The 16824-nt window shown below is 68.2% G+C and carries 14 protein-coding genes and 1 pseudogene; 7 read left to right on the forward strand and 8 right to left on the reverse strand.

The annotated features are described in order from the left end of the window. Nucleotides 1-36: 36 nt before the first annotated feature. A complete protein-coding gene (locus DID99_RS28090) occupies nt 37-1644 on the forward strand; it encodes a trypsin-like peptidase domain-containing protein (RefSeq protein WP_185733829.1) in 1608 nt (535 codons plus the stop codon). A 189-nt stretch (nt 1645-1833) separates the two neighbouring features. On the opposite strand, the gene DID99_RS28095 is transcribed toward DID99_RS28090, so the two are convergent. After that, entirely contained in the window at nt 1834-2802 is a 969-nt protein-coding gene (locus DID99_RS28095; RefSeq protein ID WP_124667953.1) for a GlxA family transcriptional regulator, read from the reverse strand. Between the two features lie 484 nt (nt 2803-3286). Between DID99_RS28095 and DID99_RS28100 the strand changes: the two genes are divergently transcribed. Both DID99_RS28100 and DID99_RS28105 read left to right on the forward strand, forming a co-directional pair. Beyond that, on the forward strand, nt 3287-4372 hold the full coding sequence (locus DID99_RS28100; protein WP_260439242.1) for a helix-turn-helix domain-containing protein: 1086 nt from the start codon (nt 3287-3289) through the stop codon (nt 4370-4372). 302 nt (nt 4373-4674) lie between these two features. Then, entirely contained in the window at nt 4675-5277 is a 603-nt protein-coding gene (locus DID99_RS28105; RefSeq protein WP_124667955.1) for a J domain-containing protein, read from the forward strand. A gap of 183 nt (nt 5278-5460) precedes the next feature. Here the strand turns inward: DID99_RS28105 and DID99_RS28110 are convergent, their stop codons facing one another. Further along, on the reverse strand, nt 5461-5694 hold the full coding sequence (locus DID99_RS28110; RefSeq protein WP_011549124.1) for a hypothetical protein: 234 nt from the start codon (nt 5692-5694) through the stop codon (nt 5461-5463). Between the two features lie 324 nt (nt 5695-6018). On the opposite strand from DID99_RS28110, the pseudogene DID99_RS28115 reads away from it, so the two are divergent. Next, nucleotides 6019-6327, forward strand: a pseudogene (locus DID99_RS28115) (MFS transporter); the annotation flags it as partial. A 183-nt stretch (nt 6328-6510) separates the two neighbouring features. Here the strand turns inward: DID99_RS28115 and DID99_RS28120 are convergent. The 6 genes from DID99_RS28120 to cobA form a co-directional block, all read right to left on the reverse strand. Beyond that, nucleotides 6511-7209, reverse strand: coding sequence for a fumarylacetoacetate hydrolase family protein (locus DID99_RS28120; protein ID WP_124667956.1), 699 nt, complete (start codon nt 7207-7209; stop codon nt 6511-6513). Nucleotides 7210-7338: 129 nt separating this feature from the next. Continuing rightward, nucleotides 7339-8280 carry a helix-turn-helix transcriptional regulator gene (locus DID99_RS28125; protein ID WP_044843331.1) on the reverse strand — a complete coding sequence of 314 codons (942 nt, stop codon included), beginning with the start codon at nt 8278-8280 and terminating at the stop codon, nt 7339-7341. Nucleotides 8281-8483: 203 nt separating this feature from the next. After that, a complete protein-coding gene (locus DID99_RS28130) occupies nt 8484-9083 on the reverse strand; it encodes a uracil-DNA glycosylase family protein (protein ID WP_124484636.1) in 600 nt (199 codons plus the stop codon). Nucleotides 9084-9227: 144 nt separating this feature from the next. Beyond that, nucleotides 9228-10271, reverse strand: a complete 1044-nt coding sequence (locus DID99_RS28135) for a CmpA/NrtA family ABC transporter substrate-binding protein (protein WP_124522048.1) — start codon at nt 10269-10271, stop codon at nt 9228-9230. A 5-nt stretch (nt 10272-10276) separates the two neighbouring features. Beyond that, complete coding sequence (locus tag DID99_RS28140; protein ID WP_124667957.1) at nt 10277-10873, reverse strand: ANTAR domain-containing response regulator; 597 nt, start codon at nt 10871-10873, stop codon at nt 10277-10279. Between the two features lie 171 nt (nt 10874-11044). Continuing rightward, nucleotides 11045-11806: a uroporphyrinogen-III C-methyltransferase gene (cobA, locus tag DID99_RS28145; protein ID WP_124667958.1), complete on the reverse strand. Its 762-nt coding sequence runs from the start codon at nt 11804-11806 to the stop codon at nt 11045-11047. Between the two features lie 703 nt (nt 11807-12509). On the opposite strand from cobA, the gene DID99_RS28155 reads away from it, so the two are divergent. The 3 genes from DID99_RS28155 to nirD are packed head-to-tail and all read left to right on the forward strand — an operon-like array spanning nt 12510 to nt 16816. Next, nucleotides 12510-13835, forward strand: a complete 1326-nt coding sequence (locus DID99_RS28155) for an MFS transporter (protein WP_124522042.1) — start codon at nt 12510-12512, stop codon at nt 13833-13835. 21 nt (nt 13836-13856) lie between these two features. Further along, on the forward strand, nt 13857-16430 hold the full coding sequence (nirB, locus tag DID99_RS28160; RefSeq protein ID WP_124667959.1) for a nitrite reductase large subunit NirB: 2574 nt from the start codon (nt 13857-13859) through the stop codon (nt 16428-16430). 38 nt (nt 16431-16468) lie between these two features. Further along, the gene (gene nirD / locus DID99_RS28165) at nt 16469-16816 is read left to right on the forward strand and encodes a nitrite reductase small subunit NirD (protein WP_124484642.1); all 348 of its coding nucleotides are present in this window, start codon (nt 16469-16471) and stop codon (nt 16814-16816) included. Nucleotides 16817-16824: the final 8 nt, after the last annotated feature.

A 16824-nucleotide genomic window follows, 5' to 3' on the forward strand; every position in this document is an offset into this window, starting at 1 on the left:
CGGGTCGGCGCTGCGACTGCCCGGGGGAGGTGCACCGTGGTTCGCCAGACGCTTGCTCGCGCCGTGCTTCGCACCGCGTTGATCGGGGGCGTATTCGCCCTGGTTTTGGCGTCGCCGCCGGCCGCTGCCGGGACCGTCGCGCCGCCCGCCATGCCACCGGTGATGAAGAACAGGCCCGCCGCACGGTCTTACTCGATGCCGGTCGACTTCTCGGCGATCGTCGACCGCTACGGTCCGGCGATCGTGACCATCATGACCGCGGCGACCGACCAGCAGGCCGGCGGACCGTCCTTCGTGTACCTCGATCCCGACGATCCGCTTGCCGCGTTCTTCCGCCGCGGCGCGCCGCTGCCGCCCGCGCAAGGCGCGCAGGCGCCTGCGCCTGACACGTCGCCGCGCGCGATCGCGGGCATCGGTTCGGGCTTCATCGTCGGCGCCGACGGGGTGATCCTGACTTCCGCGCATGTCGTCGCCGACGCGACCGATGTGACGGTGCGACTGGCCGATCGTCGAGAGTTGAAGGCGACGGTGGTGACCGTCGATCCGCAGAGCGACGTCGCCGTGCTGCACATCGACGCGACAAAGCTGCCGGTCGTGCATATCGGCGATTCGTCGCGGGTGCGTGCCGGCGAACCGGTGATGACGATCGGCGCGCCGGACGGCTCGGGCAACACGGTCACGGCCGGCATCGTCAGCGCGACGTCGCATGCGCTGCCGGACGGCAGCGCGTTTCCGTTCTTCCAGACCGATATCGCGGTGAACCCCGACAACTCGGGCGGCCCCGTGTTCAATCGCGCGGGCGACGTGATCGGCATCGCGGTGCAGGTCTATACGGACGCCGACCGTTATGCGAGCACGACGTTCGCGATTCCGATCGCGCTCGCCATCAAGGTGCGTGCGCAGGTGCAGGCGCAGATGCGGGCCAATGCGCAGGCGGCGCAGCGCACGTCGTCCGGCAATGCGCTGGGCGTCGACGTGCAGGATGTCGGCGTCGGGCTGGCCGCGGCGTTCGGCCTGCCGCGTCCGGCGGGCGCGCTCGTCAACGGCGTCGATGCCGGCTCGCCCGCCGCCGCGGCCGGCGTGAAGCCCGGCGACGTGATCGTGAAGTTCGGCGGCAAGCCGATCGGACGGTCGGCCGAGCTGAACGACCTGGCCGCCGCGTTGCCGCCCGGCGGAAAGGCGCCGCTGCGGCTGATCCGCAACCGCACGCCGATGATGCTGACGGTCACGGGAGCGGGAGCGGGAGCGGGAGCGGGAGCGGGGGCCGGCGACGCGATCGACAACGCGGCCGCGACGGGCAGCAGTGCGGGCAGCGCGGGCACGGTCGGCGCGGCCGGTGCCGCCGGCGTGGCGATGGCCGCCGCGCGGCCGGCAGACTCCGGCGATCGGCTCGGGCTGACGATGCATCCGCTGAGCGACGCCGAACGGCGTTCGACCGGGCTCGCGGTCGGGATGATGGTGGATGCGGTGCACGGGCCGGCCGCGAATGCGGGCATCCGGCCCGGCGACGTCGTGCTCGAACTCAACGACACGCTGCTCGAAACGCCGGACGACGTGCAGGCGCTCGAAGCGAAAGGCGGCGTGATCGCCGTGCTGATTCAGCGCGAGAACGCACGCAAGTTCGTGTCGGTGCGGGCGCGGTAGGGTGTTGACGGGGGCGCGGGGAAGAGCGGCGGCGCTCCGTCGATTCGTCATGTGGACGATACAGCGCATCCGACGGCTTGACCGGAAACGGCGAACAGGTTGCGACGCGCTTCATGGGCGCCCCTGATCGCGACGACGCGCAACGCGTGGCACCGGAATCGAGCGCACGTCGGCCGATGTACGTTGCACTCACGCCATGCCAGCGGTCGCATCGTTACGCATGCGATATTCAGTCGGCGTTGTCGACAGGTATTTCCGGAACAGCCTCGCCAGTTGGGCGCCACTGTTGATGCCGCAGCGACGCGCGACCTTGTCGACCGGCAAGCTCGATTCCACCAGCATCCTGCAGCTCATGTTCAAGCGCGCGCGTTGCAGGTAGTCGGATGGCGTCATGCCGATCTCGCTCTTGAACCTTCTCAGGAAGTTGCGCTCGCTCATGGCCGCGACTTGCGCCGCAGCATCGATCGAGACGGGCCGGTCGACGTTCGCCTCCAGCCAGCGCGCGGATGCCGTGATCTGCTCGCTCACACGTGGCGCGTTGCTCGCCGCAACGAACGCATCCGACGGTGCAGGCGCCGGCATCGCCAGAGACCCGGACACTTGCCGCGCGAGCTCGCCGCCCAAATCGTCTTCGACCACGCGCAACGCAATGCGAATGGCATCAGGCTCGCCGCCCGGCGGTCTGGCGGCATGCATGTCGGGCGTGTCGTTGGCGGCACGAAATCCGCTCGGAAGACCGGCCGCATCCAGAAGAAGTTTTCCGTTTGCGATCGGATGAACGGTTTCGCATAGCGGATGCTGGCGGCGCAGCCAATCGATCAGCCGCTTGTCGCGACAGGCCGGATCAGCAGCCGCTCCGCCTGCGACGAACATGATCTGCTTGCCTTCCACGCGCCGCCGCGAATCGATGCTTTCCGTCCAGACGAAGACCGATGAAGAGGCGGCAATTCTGCCGCCAGCAGCGGACACCAGCGATACGTCATAGCGCGCCTCGCCGGACGGACGAGCTGTGGTCAGCGCACTTGCTTTATGAAAAATCTCGATGATCGCCGCGACGTCGTGCAGTGCAAATCCGTTGGACAGCACAATGTCGACTCGCGTCGGCGTCCCTGCGGTGGGAATCCGCGAGCGAGATAGGGTGGAGTGCTCCGATTCCATCGGTGATTCCCCAAGGATGTTGTTGACCGGCAGCGGCCCGCTTCGGGCTCTGCAACTCGAAGCCGTTGACGCATGCCGTCCAGGCGGCCCTCGGCAACCATCGCGCGGCCGGATTCGACAGCCTGTGGCCGCCTGAAACAGGCAAGCACCCATGGACGCGCGGACCCGGGAATTCTAGGAAGGGCGGTCGGGCCGGCTTGACACTCCGTCTCAAAAAAACGGAACTTCTGTCGGATGCGCAGGGCCCGGTCGAATTGCCGGAAGCACGAGCGATCGGGCCCGCCTTCGCGCAGGTGGTGAAATCGCAATTCGCAAACGATTGCGTGATCCTGAAGAAGCGGGAGGGGACGCGCCGTGTGCTACGGCAAAGCACGTACTGGTATGCTTCCCATGCTGCGCGTTCCGGGCGAGCGATTGGATCGATATGGCGTTCAGGAGTGCTGGGCAGATCAAAGCCGGACGAAAATCAGCGAAGAGCGCCGCATTGAACGACGACCCACTACACACAGCGATACCGCCAGGCCGCCTGTTGTTGCCGCCGGAGCGGCCGGTGCTCGCGCCCGGCATCGTGCACAGCAGTTTCAGCGTTCAAGGCGACGCCCGTCGAAGCTTGCTGGCCTGGCAAGAGCGCATGAGTCCTGTCTACGACATATTGCCTTCGTCGAAACAAGCCGAGGATACGTTCGATGCATCGATGTCCCGTTACACGATCGAGAATCTGAGCATCTTCGACTTTCGCACGGGGCCGAACCTGGCCGTGCGATCGTTGGGTCGGGTTTCGACCGAGAGCGTGCGGGACGTCTCGTTCAGCATATACCTTGAAGGGTCGCCGGGGCAGTTCCTGGGCGGCAAACCACGGTCCGACGCGCCGCACGTGCCGCACGTGCCAAGTATCCTCGCCCTGGACATGGATCAGCCGTGCACGGTCCGGAGTTTTCATAGCCGGATACTTCTCCTGTTTGTGCCACGCGCACTGGTGGAAAAGTCATTCCCTGATGCGGCGTCGCTGCATGGCCGCTGGATTCACGCTACCGATCCTCTGACGCGCATGCTGATCGAGCATCTGGTGGCGCTCAATAAAACCATCGTCGGACTGAGCAAGGACGAAGCGCATCGGTCCTTGCTCGCGGCGGTAGAGTTGATCGTTGCGGCCTTCTGCCGCCAGGCGGGTCTTGCCGGCAATGCCCGCGCGGCGGTCCGCGCTGCTGTATACGGGCAAGTACGGCGGCACGTCGAGGCAAATCTGCATGATCCGAATCTGTCGCCCGACAGCGTGTTGGCGTCGCTTAATCTGTCACGCGCCAGCGTGTACCGAATATTCGAGCATGAAGGGGGCTTGGCCGCTTATATCCGCAACCGCAGGCTGCGAATGGCGGCCGATGAACTGGTGCGCTTTCCCCATGTGGAGGTACAGGACGTTGCCTCGGGGTTGGGCTTCAATGATGCATCAAGCTTTACTCGTGCATTCCGTCGAGCCTTCGACATCTCGCCGCGAGATTTGCACGAGTACGCACCGTTGTTCCAGCATGGAGATACAAAACGGGAGCGCTTCACGAAGAGGCAGGGTTGAACGGATTGGCTCGTCGGCTACGACGAACCTGGGTGGCAGCCGTGTTTCGATAGCCGCTCGAAAGCGGCCACTGACCTTGGTCATCGGGGCGAACGATTGCTGCATGCTCATTCGGACACTCGCGCGACCGCTCCAGTCGGCAAACGGCCGTTCCGACGAGAATGATTCGGATCTCGTCATTTGCCAAAGCGCCCCTGACCTGCAGTCAGGATGTTCAGTACCTGGTGAATTCTCAACCCGGCGGATTGGCGCCGCGGCGACATGCTACGATCAATGCGATCCGACTTTCATCCCGACGCACCATGACGACAATGTATGAATTGCTCGGTGTGCGCGAGAACGCCACCGACGAGGAAATCAAGCGCGGCTACCGGAAAGCAGCGATGAAAGCACATCCCGACCGCAACGTCGGGTGCGAAGCGGACGCGCATGCGCGATTTCAGGAGATCAAGGAGGCATACGCGATTCTCTCGGACCCGAAGCTGCGCCGCGTCTATGACACCGTTTACGCAGAGGAAATGCGCCGTCACGCACGGCTTCGCGAAGAAGAGGAACGCCTGAAGGCAGAGCGCGAAGCGGAATATGCGCGGTTCGTGGCATTGGCGATGCGCTTCGCCGAGCAAGGGCACAACCGCGACGTCGTGTTCGGTGTTCTGCTCGGCCGTGATTGCGATGTTCAACTCGCCGAGCGCATTGCCGGCAGTGTGGTCGAGCTGCATGCGTCGCGCCAGCCGGGCGCATCGCGGGACGGGCAGCGTGATGAGCAGATGCCGCAAGGCGACGAGAGGGCGACACAGGAGGCATCGGAGCAGGCGCCAAAGAGCGACGCACGAAGGAGTGACGAACACGCGCATACGGATTTTTTCAGCGCTCTGTGGCACGGCGTGTTCGGGCTGCGCCAGTGAGTCTTGGTGGGGGACTGGTTTTGCGAACGCGGAACTTGGCCGCGGTCGGTGGCATCTTCGGGGGAGGTTCTTCGATCGACTGCTTTATGAATTGACGGCTAGTTGGGCAGTATTCGGCCACAAACGGCCGTTCGACACAGCCTTTTAGATCGTCGACAATCGGTGCAGATAAGGGCGTGGTCTTTAGCGGTTACCGTCGATCAGATCGTTCAGCAGCGCATCGAACGCGGCCTGTGCGTCTTCAAGTTCCTGCAGGGCGGCATCAAAGGTTTGCAGCGCGAACGGCGAAGGCTCGCCGCTGCCTTGCGGCGGAAATTGCTTCTGCATCGAGGCGAACGTACTCTGCACGCGCAGCGTGGCGGCCACCATGCGCTCCATCGCCTGGGTTTCTTCGGCTCGGGCCTGTTCCGGATTCATTCCTCTCTCCTTGGATGGTTTTCTTGAAGACCAGATCGTACACGCTGTGTCCGTTCTTGCCGCCCTTGGCAGAACGATTCCGTTGAAGGTTCCAACGGCACGCTGCGGGAGAAGCAATTTAATCGGGCATGATTCCGCAGTCGCGCCGAGGCCAAGATACTCATCGAGCGTGGCTACAAAATCCCGCTGCAGGTCACAACGATTGGCCGCTTTGGATGAATCTGAAGGGCCGTTCAGGATCGACAACCGACCTCCCCGGAAATCCACGAAGAACGTCTTTTGCATTGCGCACGTCCACGCGACGCGTGCGGGGTGGGCACCCGCTTGCATCCAAACCTGCCGATCGCTTCCGAGCCGGCTGCACCGCGACACGCAACGCTGATCCTGCTGTGCGCGTTCTCGGTGCTGCCGTTGAGCCTGTTCCTGCCGTCGCTGCCTGCGATCGCGCGCGACCTGCGCGCCGACTATGCGCTCGTCGCGCTGTCGCTAGGCGGCTACGCGGCGGTCGCCGTGTCGCTCGAGTTCGTGATGGGGCCGCTCTCGGACCGGTCCGGGCGGCGACCGATCATGCTGACGCGCCTCGGCATCTTCACGCTCGGGTCGCTGGGCTGCGCGATGGCGACCAGTCCACGGCGATCGCGCTGGCTACCGCGGTGTGTGTACGAATCTTCGACGCCCGCGAACGGCGCGCGTGATCGACGCGACAGGACCGGCACGCCGATCCGGCGCGATGCGATCGCTGCCCGGATCGACAAGGAGCGACCCGACCCGACAGCCGTCGGACCGACTGCGCGTCGCATGCGCCCGCACGATGCCTTACGGCTTCGCCCCCATCGTGAACTCGAACGTCGCGACGCCGTCGACGCCACCCGTCACGCGGTCGCCCGGCTGCAGCGCGCCGACGCCGGCCGGCGTGCCGGTGAAGATCAGGTCGCCGGCCTTCAGCTCGACCGAGCGCGACACGTACGCGATCACGTCCGGCACGGCCCAGATCATGTCGGCGAGATCGCCTTGCTGGCGCGTTTCGCCATTGACCGCGAGCCAGATCCGGCCGCTTGCCGGATGGCCGGTCGCGGTCGCCGCGCGCAGCGCGGTCACGGGGCCTGACGCGTCGAAGCCCTTCGCCCAGTCCCACGGCCGGCTCAGCTTCTTCGCTTCGGCCTGCAGGTCGCGGCGCGTGAGGTCGACGCCGACGCCGTAGCCCCACGCGTGCGACAGCGCATCGGCCGGGTCGATCGACCGGCCGTCCTTGCCGATCGCGACGACCAGTTCGATTTCATGATGGAGGTCGCCGGTCAGCGGCGGATACGGGACGGTGCCGGCGGCCGGGACGATCGCGTCGGCCGGCTTCGTGAAGAAGAACGGCGGTTCACGGTCGGGATCGGCGCCCATTTCGCGCGCGTGGTCGGCGTAGTTGCGGCCGACGCAGAACACGCGGCGCACCGGAAAGCGCGCGGACGACTGTTCGACTTCGACGGAAGGACGCTCGGAAGCGTCGATGACGTATGCGGACATCGGATGACCTCGTTCGATGAATAGACGGATGCCGTTGCCCGCGCAATGCGCCGCGGGCCGGCATGCATGGAACGATACCCGACGCATGCGCGCCGGGATGCGACGCAACTGCGCTTTAACCGGACAAATCTACGCGTCGCCGGCCGTCGGCGCTGCGTCGGCGTCCGGCAGCGCGGCGTTGGCATCCCGGTACGCCTTCGGCGACACGCCGACCCGCGCCCGGAAGCGCCGCGCGAAATACCCTTCGTCGCGGAAGCCGACCGAGCGCGCGATGTCGGCGATGCGCCGGCTCGTATGCGCGAGCAGCGACTGCGCGAGCGCGATCCGGCGCTCGGTCACGAGATCGGTGAAGGTGCTGCCGGTTTCCTTGCGCACCAGGTGCGCGAGGTAGTTCGGCGACAGGAACGCGGCCTCGGCGGTGGCCGCGAGCGTCAGGTCCTCGCGGGTCAGGTTCGCGCGCACGTGGCGCAGCACGCGAGCGAGGGCGTCGCGCCGGCCCGCGCGCTGGGCGCCACGCTGCGCGAGCTTGTCGAGCGCGCCCGCGTACTGCGTGCAGACGAGGCCGATCAGCTGCAGCAGGTAGCCGCGCAGCAACGTGGTCGAGCCGAAGGTGCGCACGCGGTCGGCATCGAGCATGCACAGCGCGAGGCGCCGCGCCTCGTCGAACGCGTCGCCGGTCAGGATGAAGTCGAGATGTTCCTGGAAGCGGAACGGCGTCAGCTCCGGAAAGCGCTGCGCGGGGACATCCTCGAGATCGAGCGGATCGACGTCGAGATCGGCGCGCAGGAACGCCTGGCTGAAGTTGATGACGATGAAGTGCGCGCCTTCCGGATGCGGAATCAGGTGTTCTCGGTGCGGCAGCACGAACGCGAGGGCGCCGCGCGGAAACGGCCGCGTGACGCCGCCGATCCGCTGCTCGGTGTCGCCGCCGAGGTTGAACTGGATCTGGAAATACGCGTGCCGGTGCGGCTCGGTGATCGCCTGGCGCGACGCCTGGTCGCGGATGTAGAAATCGAGCCGGTCGCTGCGTTCGGGCATCCCGTACAGGCGCGGCGGGGCGGTGGAGGGCATGAAGGATTCTGCTGTTGGTGACGCGGTTGAGCCGCGATGGTACAGCGAACCGGGCGCGGCCGGAATCCGCGGGCCGATCCGCGCAGGCCGGGCGGGCGGGGACACGCTCCATCCGGCCCGGCGACACCGCAATCAGGCGGCCGAACAAAGTCGATGTCGTTCCGGTTCGTCGCGACAGGGAGCAGGGGCGCGCCCGGTTTCGGTCAGCCGGCGATCAGCGGTGCGACGCGCCGCCGCAGTTCCGGCACGACCTCGGCATCGAACCACGGATGGTGCTTGAACCACGCCTGGTTGCGCGGCGACGGATGCGGCAGCGGCAGCACGTCGGGGCCGTAGTCGCGCCACGCGTGAACGGTGTCGGTCAGCGTCGCCTGGCGCGTGTCGCGCAGGAAATGCCGCTGCGCGTACTGGCCGATCAGCAGCGTCAGCCGGATCGACGGCAATTCGGCGAGCAGCCGGTCGATCCACAGTGGCGCACATTCAGGACGCGGCGGGTTGTCGCCGCTCGCGCCGCGGCCGGGGTAGCAGAATCCCATCGGCACGATCGCGAAGCGGGTCTCGTCGTAGAACGTGTCGGCGTCGACACCGAGCCAGTCGCGCAGCCGCTTGCCGCTGGCATCGTCCCACGGGATGCCGCTCGCATGGACGCGGGCGCCGGGCGCCTGCCCGACGATCAGGATGCGGGCGTCGCGATGGGCGCGCACGACGGGGCGCGGGCCGAGCGGCAGGTCGGCTTCGCAGGCGCGGCACGCGCGGATTTCGGTGAGCAGCACGTCGAGCGGCGTGCGCGTTCGTTTCGGCATCGATTCTGAACGGGGACGGACTGGCGGCGCGGATGCAAACGCGTCCATGCGGCGCGGCGAGCCGGAGCGGACCGGCGCATCGGGTCAGGCATTCCGCGGGGCGCGGCATGGTGCTGCGCGGTGGCCACGGCATCCGTGCCGGGATCACCTGTCCGCCGCACCGCCTTCGGCGACCGCAGCATCATACAACGCCGTCTGCGCGATCGCCGCGGCGATGGCCGCGTCGTCGTGCGTGCCGTCGAGCATGCCCCAGCGCCGGTATTGCAACAGGAACCACCGGCCTTCCTGCGGATCCGGCCGGTTCACGGCGCCGCCGTCGTGGAAGCGGATCGGCAGCGGCGGCTGCGCGAACGGCCCCGGGCCGTAGTCGCCGAGCAGGCGCGGCGCGATCAGCCGGGCCGGCACGCCGAGCGCATCGGGCGACGCGAGCCAGCCGGCCGCGTCGCGACGGTGCGCGGCGCTGTCGAGCCACGCGCACGCATCGACGAGCGTGCGGATCAGCGCGCGCGCGGTGGCCGGATACAGCGCGACGAAATCGCGCCGGGCCGCGAGCACCTTCTCCGGATGATCGGGCCAGATCTCGCTGGTGACGGCGACGGTCCGGCCCGCGCCGCACGCTTCGGCCACCGCGTGCCACGGCTCGCCCGCGCAGAAGCCGTCGAGTTCGCCGCTCGCGAGCGCCGCGACCATCTCGGGCGGCGGAATCACGACGCTGCGCACGTCGCGCAGCGGATCGATGCCGTGCGACGCGAGCCAGTGGTTCAGCCACATCGCATGCGTGCCGGTCGGGAAGGTCTGCGCGAGCAGCGGCTTGCGTCCGAGCGTCGCGAGCGCCGCGCGGACGTCGCCGCTTGCGCGGTAGGCGTCGGCGAGGCCGCGGGCGAACGTGATCGCCTGGCCGTTGCGGTTCAGCACCATCAGCGCGGCCATGTCGGCCTGCGGGCCGCCGATGCCGAGCTGCAGCCCGCACACGAGCCCGTACAGCGCGTGCGCGGCGTCGAGTTCGCCGCTCAGCAGCTTGTCGCGCACGGCGGCCCAGGACGGCTGGCGGCTCAGTTCCAGCGTCAGGCCGTGGCGCGCGCCGAGATTCAGCTGCTGCGCGACGATCAGCGGGGCCGCGTCGCTCAGCGCGACGAACCCGAGACGAAGATGCGCGCGTTCCGGCGCGGCGGGAGGCGAAGGGTTCATGGCATTCATGACGGTTGGGTCGCATCGAGCAGTTGCCGCGCGACGTCGACGATGCGCAGGCCCTGGTCCATCGCGCGCCTGCGCAGCAACGCATACGCATCGTGCTCGGACAGCCTGCGCTGATCCATCAGCAGGCGCTTCGCGCGATCGATCAGCTTGCGTTCGGCGAGCTCGCGCTCGACGTCGGCGAGCCGGCGGCGCAGCGCATCGTCGTGCGAGAAGCGCGCAAGCGCGACTTCGAGGATCGGCGCGAGGCGCTCGGCCGACAGCCCTTCGACGAGATACGCGCTGACGCCGGCGCCGACCGCCGCGTGAATCAGCGCCTGGTCGGCATCGTGACTGAACATCAGCACGGGGCGCGGCGCGGTCGCGTGCATCACGGCCAGTTGCTCGAGCGTGTCGCGCGACGGCGAATCGGTATCGATGATCACGACGTCGGGGCGCTGCTCCTCGACGGCCGCGGGCAGGCGCGCGGGCGTCGCGACGTCGTTGAGCATCTCGTAGCCGAGGCGCGCGAGCGCGTCGCCGAGTTCGCCGATCGGCTTGTCGGTGTCGGTGACGAGCAGCACGCGCAGGCGTGCGGGCGGGGCGGACGAACTCATGACGCGAACGGGGACGGACCGGCTTCGGTGCAAGGGTTGAACGGGGGTTGCGGGGTGCGGGCGGAAGTCGATGTGCCCGGAACCTCGCGCATGCATCCCCGGCAGCCGGCGCGAACGCGGCTGCGGTGAGCGGAACGGGCGTGCGGACGGTGCCGCGTGACGCGACCCATGCTACGCCGCCCGCGACAGGAGCGCCTCGCCGGCGGCGTCGGCGCACTGCACGGCGGTTTCGCCGATCGCCGCGCCGACCAGCATCACGGCCGGGCTGCCGAGCCCGGCCGCCGCGACGCCGCGCGCGAGGCCGCCGAGCGTGCCTGCCCAGCGGCGCTCGTGCGGCGTGCCGGCCCACTGCACGGCGGCGGCCGGCGTCGACGCGGGCAAGGCGGCGAGCAGGCCCGCCGCGATGCTGTCGACGCGGCTCATGCCCATGTAGATCGCGAGCGTGGTGCCGGTCGCCGCGAGCGCCGCCCAGTCGGGTTCGCCGTGGTCCTGGCGGTGTGCGGTGACGAACGTGACGCCCTGGCAGTGCTCACGGTGCGTGAGCGAGATGCCGAGGCTCGCGGCGGCCGCGAAGCCCGACGAGATGCCGTTGACGATGTCGACGGGAATCGCGGCGGCGCGCAGCGTCGCGAGTTCCTCGCCGGCGCGGCCGAACAGCAGCGCGTCGCCGCCCTTGACGCGCACGACGTGCGCGCCGCGCAGCGCGTAGCGGCGCATCAGTTTCTCGATGAACGCCTGCGGCGTGGAGCGGCAGCCGCCGCGCTTGCCGACGCGGATCACGCGCGCGTGCGGCGCGAGTTCGACGATGCCGGGCGCGACGAGATCGTCGAGCAGCAGCACGTCGGCGGCCGCCAGCGCCTTCACGGCCTTCAGTGTGAGGAGATCGGGATCGCCGGGCCCGGCGCCCAGCAGCGTGACTTTTCCAGTCGTCATGTCGTGTTCCAGTGCCGCGTGCGTGCGGCGGTCGATAGCGCATTGTTGCTTGCGGCGGCGGCGGGCGGTCGAAGCGATCGCGACATCCGGCCGTGCCGGGCACGGGGGGACGTCGTTGTCCTGATCTGTTGCGCCCGCCTGCGATGGCGGGCCCGACTTGCGGGGACTGCCCACCGGCGCCGTTGCCGGTGTGGTCCGGAATCAGCAATATCCGGGCCAACCTGCTCGAACCGGGCGGCGAGCGCGGCAACCGACGTGGTGACAAATGCGGCAATGACTGCCGCGATACACATGCTGCGACCGCCACGACGGACGCCGGCCCGCATGCGGCCGCGGGGCCGCGGCGCACGCGATGCCGCATCGGCGTGCATCGCGGCCCCGTCCACGCGCACCGCGATGTCGCACGGCGACAGTGCTGCAGCGCACCGTATCTGTGCCTCGCTGCATCCCGACGCATCATGCGCGGCGTCGTGCAGCGACGCGTGCAACGGCCGGCGAGCCTTGTGCGGCGGGGCTGCAGATGCGATTCGGGCGGATATGGCACGGCGTTTGCGTAAGCTGGCTCGGGCGGGTCAATGGCGATTCGTCCGCAGTACCGATTACCGACGCGCCCGGCAACGGGCTTCATGGGCAACGGCGTCCTACACATCGGGTCTCGACGAGACCGGGTGTGCAGGACGCCGTTTTTCGTTTGGCGGATGACATGACCGACAAAGCTACCCGTATCGATCTCTTCAGCTTCCGCACCGCGCCGATGCGCGCGTTCCACATGACGTGGATGGCGTTCTTCGTATGCTTCTTCGCGTGGTTCGCATGCGCGCCGCTGATGCCGCTGATTGCGCGCGAGTTCCACCTCACCGCGGCACAGGTCGCGAACATCAACATCGCCGCAGTGGCCGCGACGATCGCCGTGCGGCTGCTGGTCGGCCCGATGTGCGACCGCTTCGGCCCGCGCCGCGTGTATGTCGGGCTGCTCGCGCTCGGCGCGATTCCGGTGTTCGCGGTGTCGTTCTCGCACGACTATGTGACGTTCCTGATCTGCCGGCTCGGCATCGGCGCGATCGGCGCGGGCTTCGTGATCACGCAGTACCACACGTCGGTGATGTTCGCGCCGAACGTGGTCGGCACCGCGAACGCGACCACCGCCGGATGGGGCAACGCGGGCGCGGGCGCGACGCAGGCGATGATGCCGCTGCTCGTCGCGGCCGGCCTGATGCTCGGCTTCGGCGATGACGCGTCGTGGCGCATCGCGCTCGTCGTGCCGGGCGTCGCGATGCTCGCGATGGCCTGGGCGTACTGGCGCTTCACGCAGGACTGCCCGCAAGGCGACTTCGTCGCGCTGCGCAAGCAGGGCGTGACGGTCGACAGCGGCAAGAAGGGCGGCTGGGCGAGCTTCTTCGCCGCGTGCGGCAACTATCGCGTGTGGATGCTGTTCGTCACGTACGGCGCGTGCTTCGGCGTCGAGGTGTTCATCCACAACATCGCCGCGCTGTACTACGTCGATCACTTCAAGCTGTCGCTGAAGGACGCCGGCTTCGCGGTCGGGATGTTCGGGCTGCTCGCGCTGTTCGCCCGCGCGCTCGGCGGCTGGCTGTCGGACAAGATCGCCGCGCGCCGCAGCCTCGACGTGCGCGCGACGCTGCTATGCGCGCTGATCGTCGGCGAAGGGCTCGGGCTGGTCTGGTTCTCGCATGCGCAGGGCATCGGCATGGCGCTCGTCGCGATGCTGACCTTCGGCCTCTTCACGCACATGGCCTGCGGCGCGACCTATGCGCTGGTGCCGTTCATCGACCGCAAGGCGCTCGGCGGCGTCGCGGGGATCGTCGGCGCGGGCGGCAACGTCGGCGCGGTGGCCGCGGCGTTCCTGCTGAAGGGCGTCGGCGACGTGCAGCACACGCTGAGCCTGCTCGGGCTCGCCGTCACCGCGACCGCGCTGTGCGCGATGGCCGTGCGCTTCAGCGAGGAACACAAGGCACGCGAGGCCGAGCTGCGCGACCGCGCGCTCGCCGCCGCCGGCGCCGCGAACTGATCGACCGAAGGAAACGTCATCATGAAACTCATCGTCATCGGCCACGGGATGGTCGGCCACAAGCTCCTCGAATGCGTCGCCGCGCAAGCCGGCGCGGCGGGCGCGCTGCAGGTCACGGTGCTCGGCGAGGAACCGCGCCCGGCGTACGACCGCGTGCATCTGTCGGAATTCTTCGCGGGCAAGTCGGCCGACGACCTGTCGCTCGTCGAACCCGGTTTCTTCGAACGGCATCCGCAGTTCGACCTGCGCCTGAACGCGTGCGTCGCGTCGATCGATCGCGACGCGCACACGGTCACGCTCGCGTCCGGCGAAACGCTCGCGTACGACAAGCTGGTGCTCGCGACGGGCTCGCGTCCGTTCGTGCCGCCGGTGCCGGGGCGCGATCGCGCGGGCTGCTTCGTGTACCGGACGATCGAGGATCTCGAAGCGATGCAGGCGTGCGGCACGCACGCGAAGCGTGGCGTGGTGATCGGCGGCGGACTGCTCGGCCTCGAATGCGCGAAGGCGCTGCGCGACATGGGGCTCGACACGCACGTCGTCGAATTCGCGCCGCGGCTGATGGCGGTGCAGGTCGACGACGGCGGCGGCCGGATGCTGCGCGCGAAGATCGAGGCGCTCGGCGTGACCGTGCATACGGGCAAGAACACGCTCGAAATCGTCGACGGCGAAGAAGGCACGCACCGGATGGCGTTCGCCGACGGTTCGCATCTCGATGCCGACATGATCGTGTTCTCGGCCGGCATCCGCGCACGCGACGAACTGGCGCGTGCGTGCGGCCTCGAAATCGGCCCGCGCGGCGGCGTCGCGATCGACGACGCGTGCCGCACGAGCGACGCCGACATCTACGCGATCGGCGAATGCGCGGCCTGGAACGGGATGGTGTACGGGCTCGTCGCACCGGGCTACGACATGGCGCGCGTGGTCGCGAAGCAGTTCGGCGGTGCCCCGGAAGAAGCGGCCGACGCCGCATTCGCCGGCGCCGACATGAGCACCAAGCTGAAGCTGATGGGCGTCGACGTCGCGAGCATCGGCGACGCGCACGGCGCGACGGCCGGCAGCCGCACCTACCAGTACGCGGACGAGCGCCGCCAGGTCTACAAGAAGCTGGTGGTATCGGACTGCGGCAAATTCCTGCACGGCGCGGTGATGGTCGGCGACGCGACCGAATACGGCACGCTGCTGCAGATGATGCTGAACCGCATCGAGCTGCCCGAGTCGCCGGAATTCCTGATCCTGCCGTCGTCGGACGGCGCGGCGAAGCCCGCGATCGGCGTCGACGCATTGCCGGACGGCGCGCAGATCTGCTCGTGCAACAACGTGTCGAAGTCGCAGATCTGCGCGGCGGTGGCCGACGGCGCGACGAGCCTGGGCGCACTGAAGTCGTGCACGGGCGCGGGCACGTCGTGCGGCGGCTGCGTGCCGCTCGTCACGCAGATCATGAAGGCCGAGATGAAGAAGCAGGGCCTCGCGGTCAACAACCATCTGTGCGAGCACTTCCCGTATTCGCGCCAGGAGCTGTTCCACCTGATCCGCGTCGAGCGCATCACGACCTTCGACGCACTGCTCGCGAAGCACGGCCACGGGCTCGGCTGCGACGTGTGCAAGCCGGCGGTGGCGGGCATCCTCGCGTCGTGCTTCAACGAGTTCGTGCTGAAGAAGGAGCATGCGGGGCTGCAGGATTCGAACGACTACTACCTCGCGAACATCCAGCGCGACGGCACGTACTCGGTCGTGCCGCGCATGCCGGGCGGCGAGGTGACGCCGGAAGGGCTGATCGCGGTGGGCCAGGTCGCGAAGAAGTACGGGCTCTACACGAAGATCACCGGCGGCCAGCGCGTCGACCTGTTCGGCGCGCGCGTCGAGCAGCTGCCGTCGATCTGGGAAGAACTGATCGCGGCCGGCTTCGAATCGGGGCATGCGTACGGCAAGGCGCTTCGTACCGTGAAGTCGTGCGTCGGCTCGACGTGGTGCCGCTACGGCGTCGACGATTCGGTCGGCCTCGCGATCGATCTCGAGAACCGCTACAAGGGCCTGCGCGCGCCGCACAAGATCAAGTTCGGCGTGTCGGGCTGCACGCGCGAGTGCGCGGAAGCGCAAGGCAAGGACGTCGGGATCATCGCGACCGAGAAGGGCTGGAACCTGTACGTATGCGGCAACGGCGGGATGAAGCCGCGCCACGCGGAACTGCTCGCGTCCGACCTCGACCGCGCCACGCTGATCCGCTACATCGACCGCTTCCTGATGTTCTACGTGCGCACCGCCGACCGGCTGCAGCGCACCAGCGTGTGGCGCGACAACCTCGAAGGCGGGCTCGACTACCTGACCGACGTCGTCGTGCACGACAAGCTCGGGATCGCGGCCGAACTCGAAGCCGACATGCAGCACGTGGTCGACACCTACGAATGCGAATGGAAGAAGGCCGTCACCGATCCGGACACGCGCAAGCGCTTCCGCCACTTCGTGAACAGCGACGCGCTGGACACGACCATCGCATTCGTCGAGACGCGCGGCCAGATCCGGCCTGCCACGCCGGCCGAGCGCGCGGGCGGCAGGCCCGTTGCGATTCCCGTCGTCGCCGAACCCGCAACCGTGTGACTTCGACCGACACCAGCGTCTTTTCCAAGGAGCCCATCATGAACGATCGTCATCCCCTGTCCTGGACCCGCGTGTGCCCGCTCGACGACATCGTGCCGAACACCGGCGTGTGCGCGCTCGTCAACGGCGAGCAGGTCGCCGTGTTTCACGTCGCGCATGCCGAAGCAGGCGGCGTGTTCGCGATCGACAACGTCGACCCGGTGTCGCAGGCGGCGGTGATGTCGCGCGGGCTGATCGGCAGCCTCGGCGAGCGCGTGGTGGTCGCGTCGCCGCTGTACAAGCAGCATTTCGACCTGCGGACCGGCGAATGCCTCGAAGCGCCCGAGCAGTCGGTGAACGCGTATCCGTCGCGGGTCGAGGACGGCTTCGTATGGATCGCCGCCTGAACGCCCCG

Source organism: Burkholderia sp. Bp8986 (assembly GCF_003854225.1).
In the GTDB taxonomy this organism is placed as follows: Bacteria; Pseudomonadota; Gammaproteobacteria; order Burkholderiales; family Burkholderiaceae; genus Burkholderia.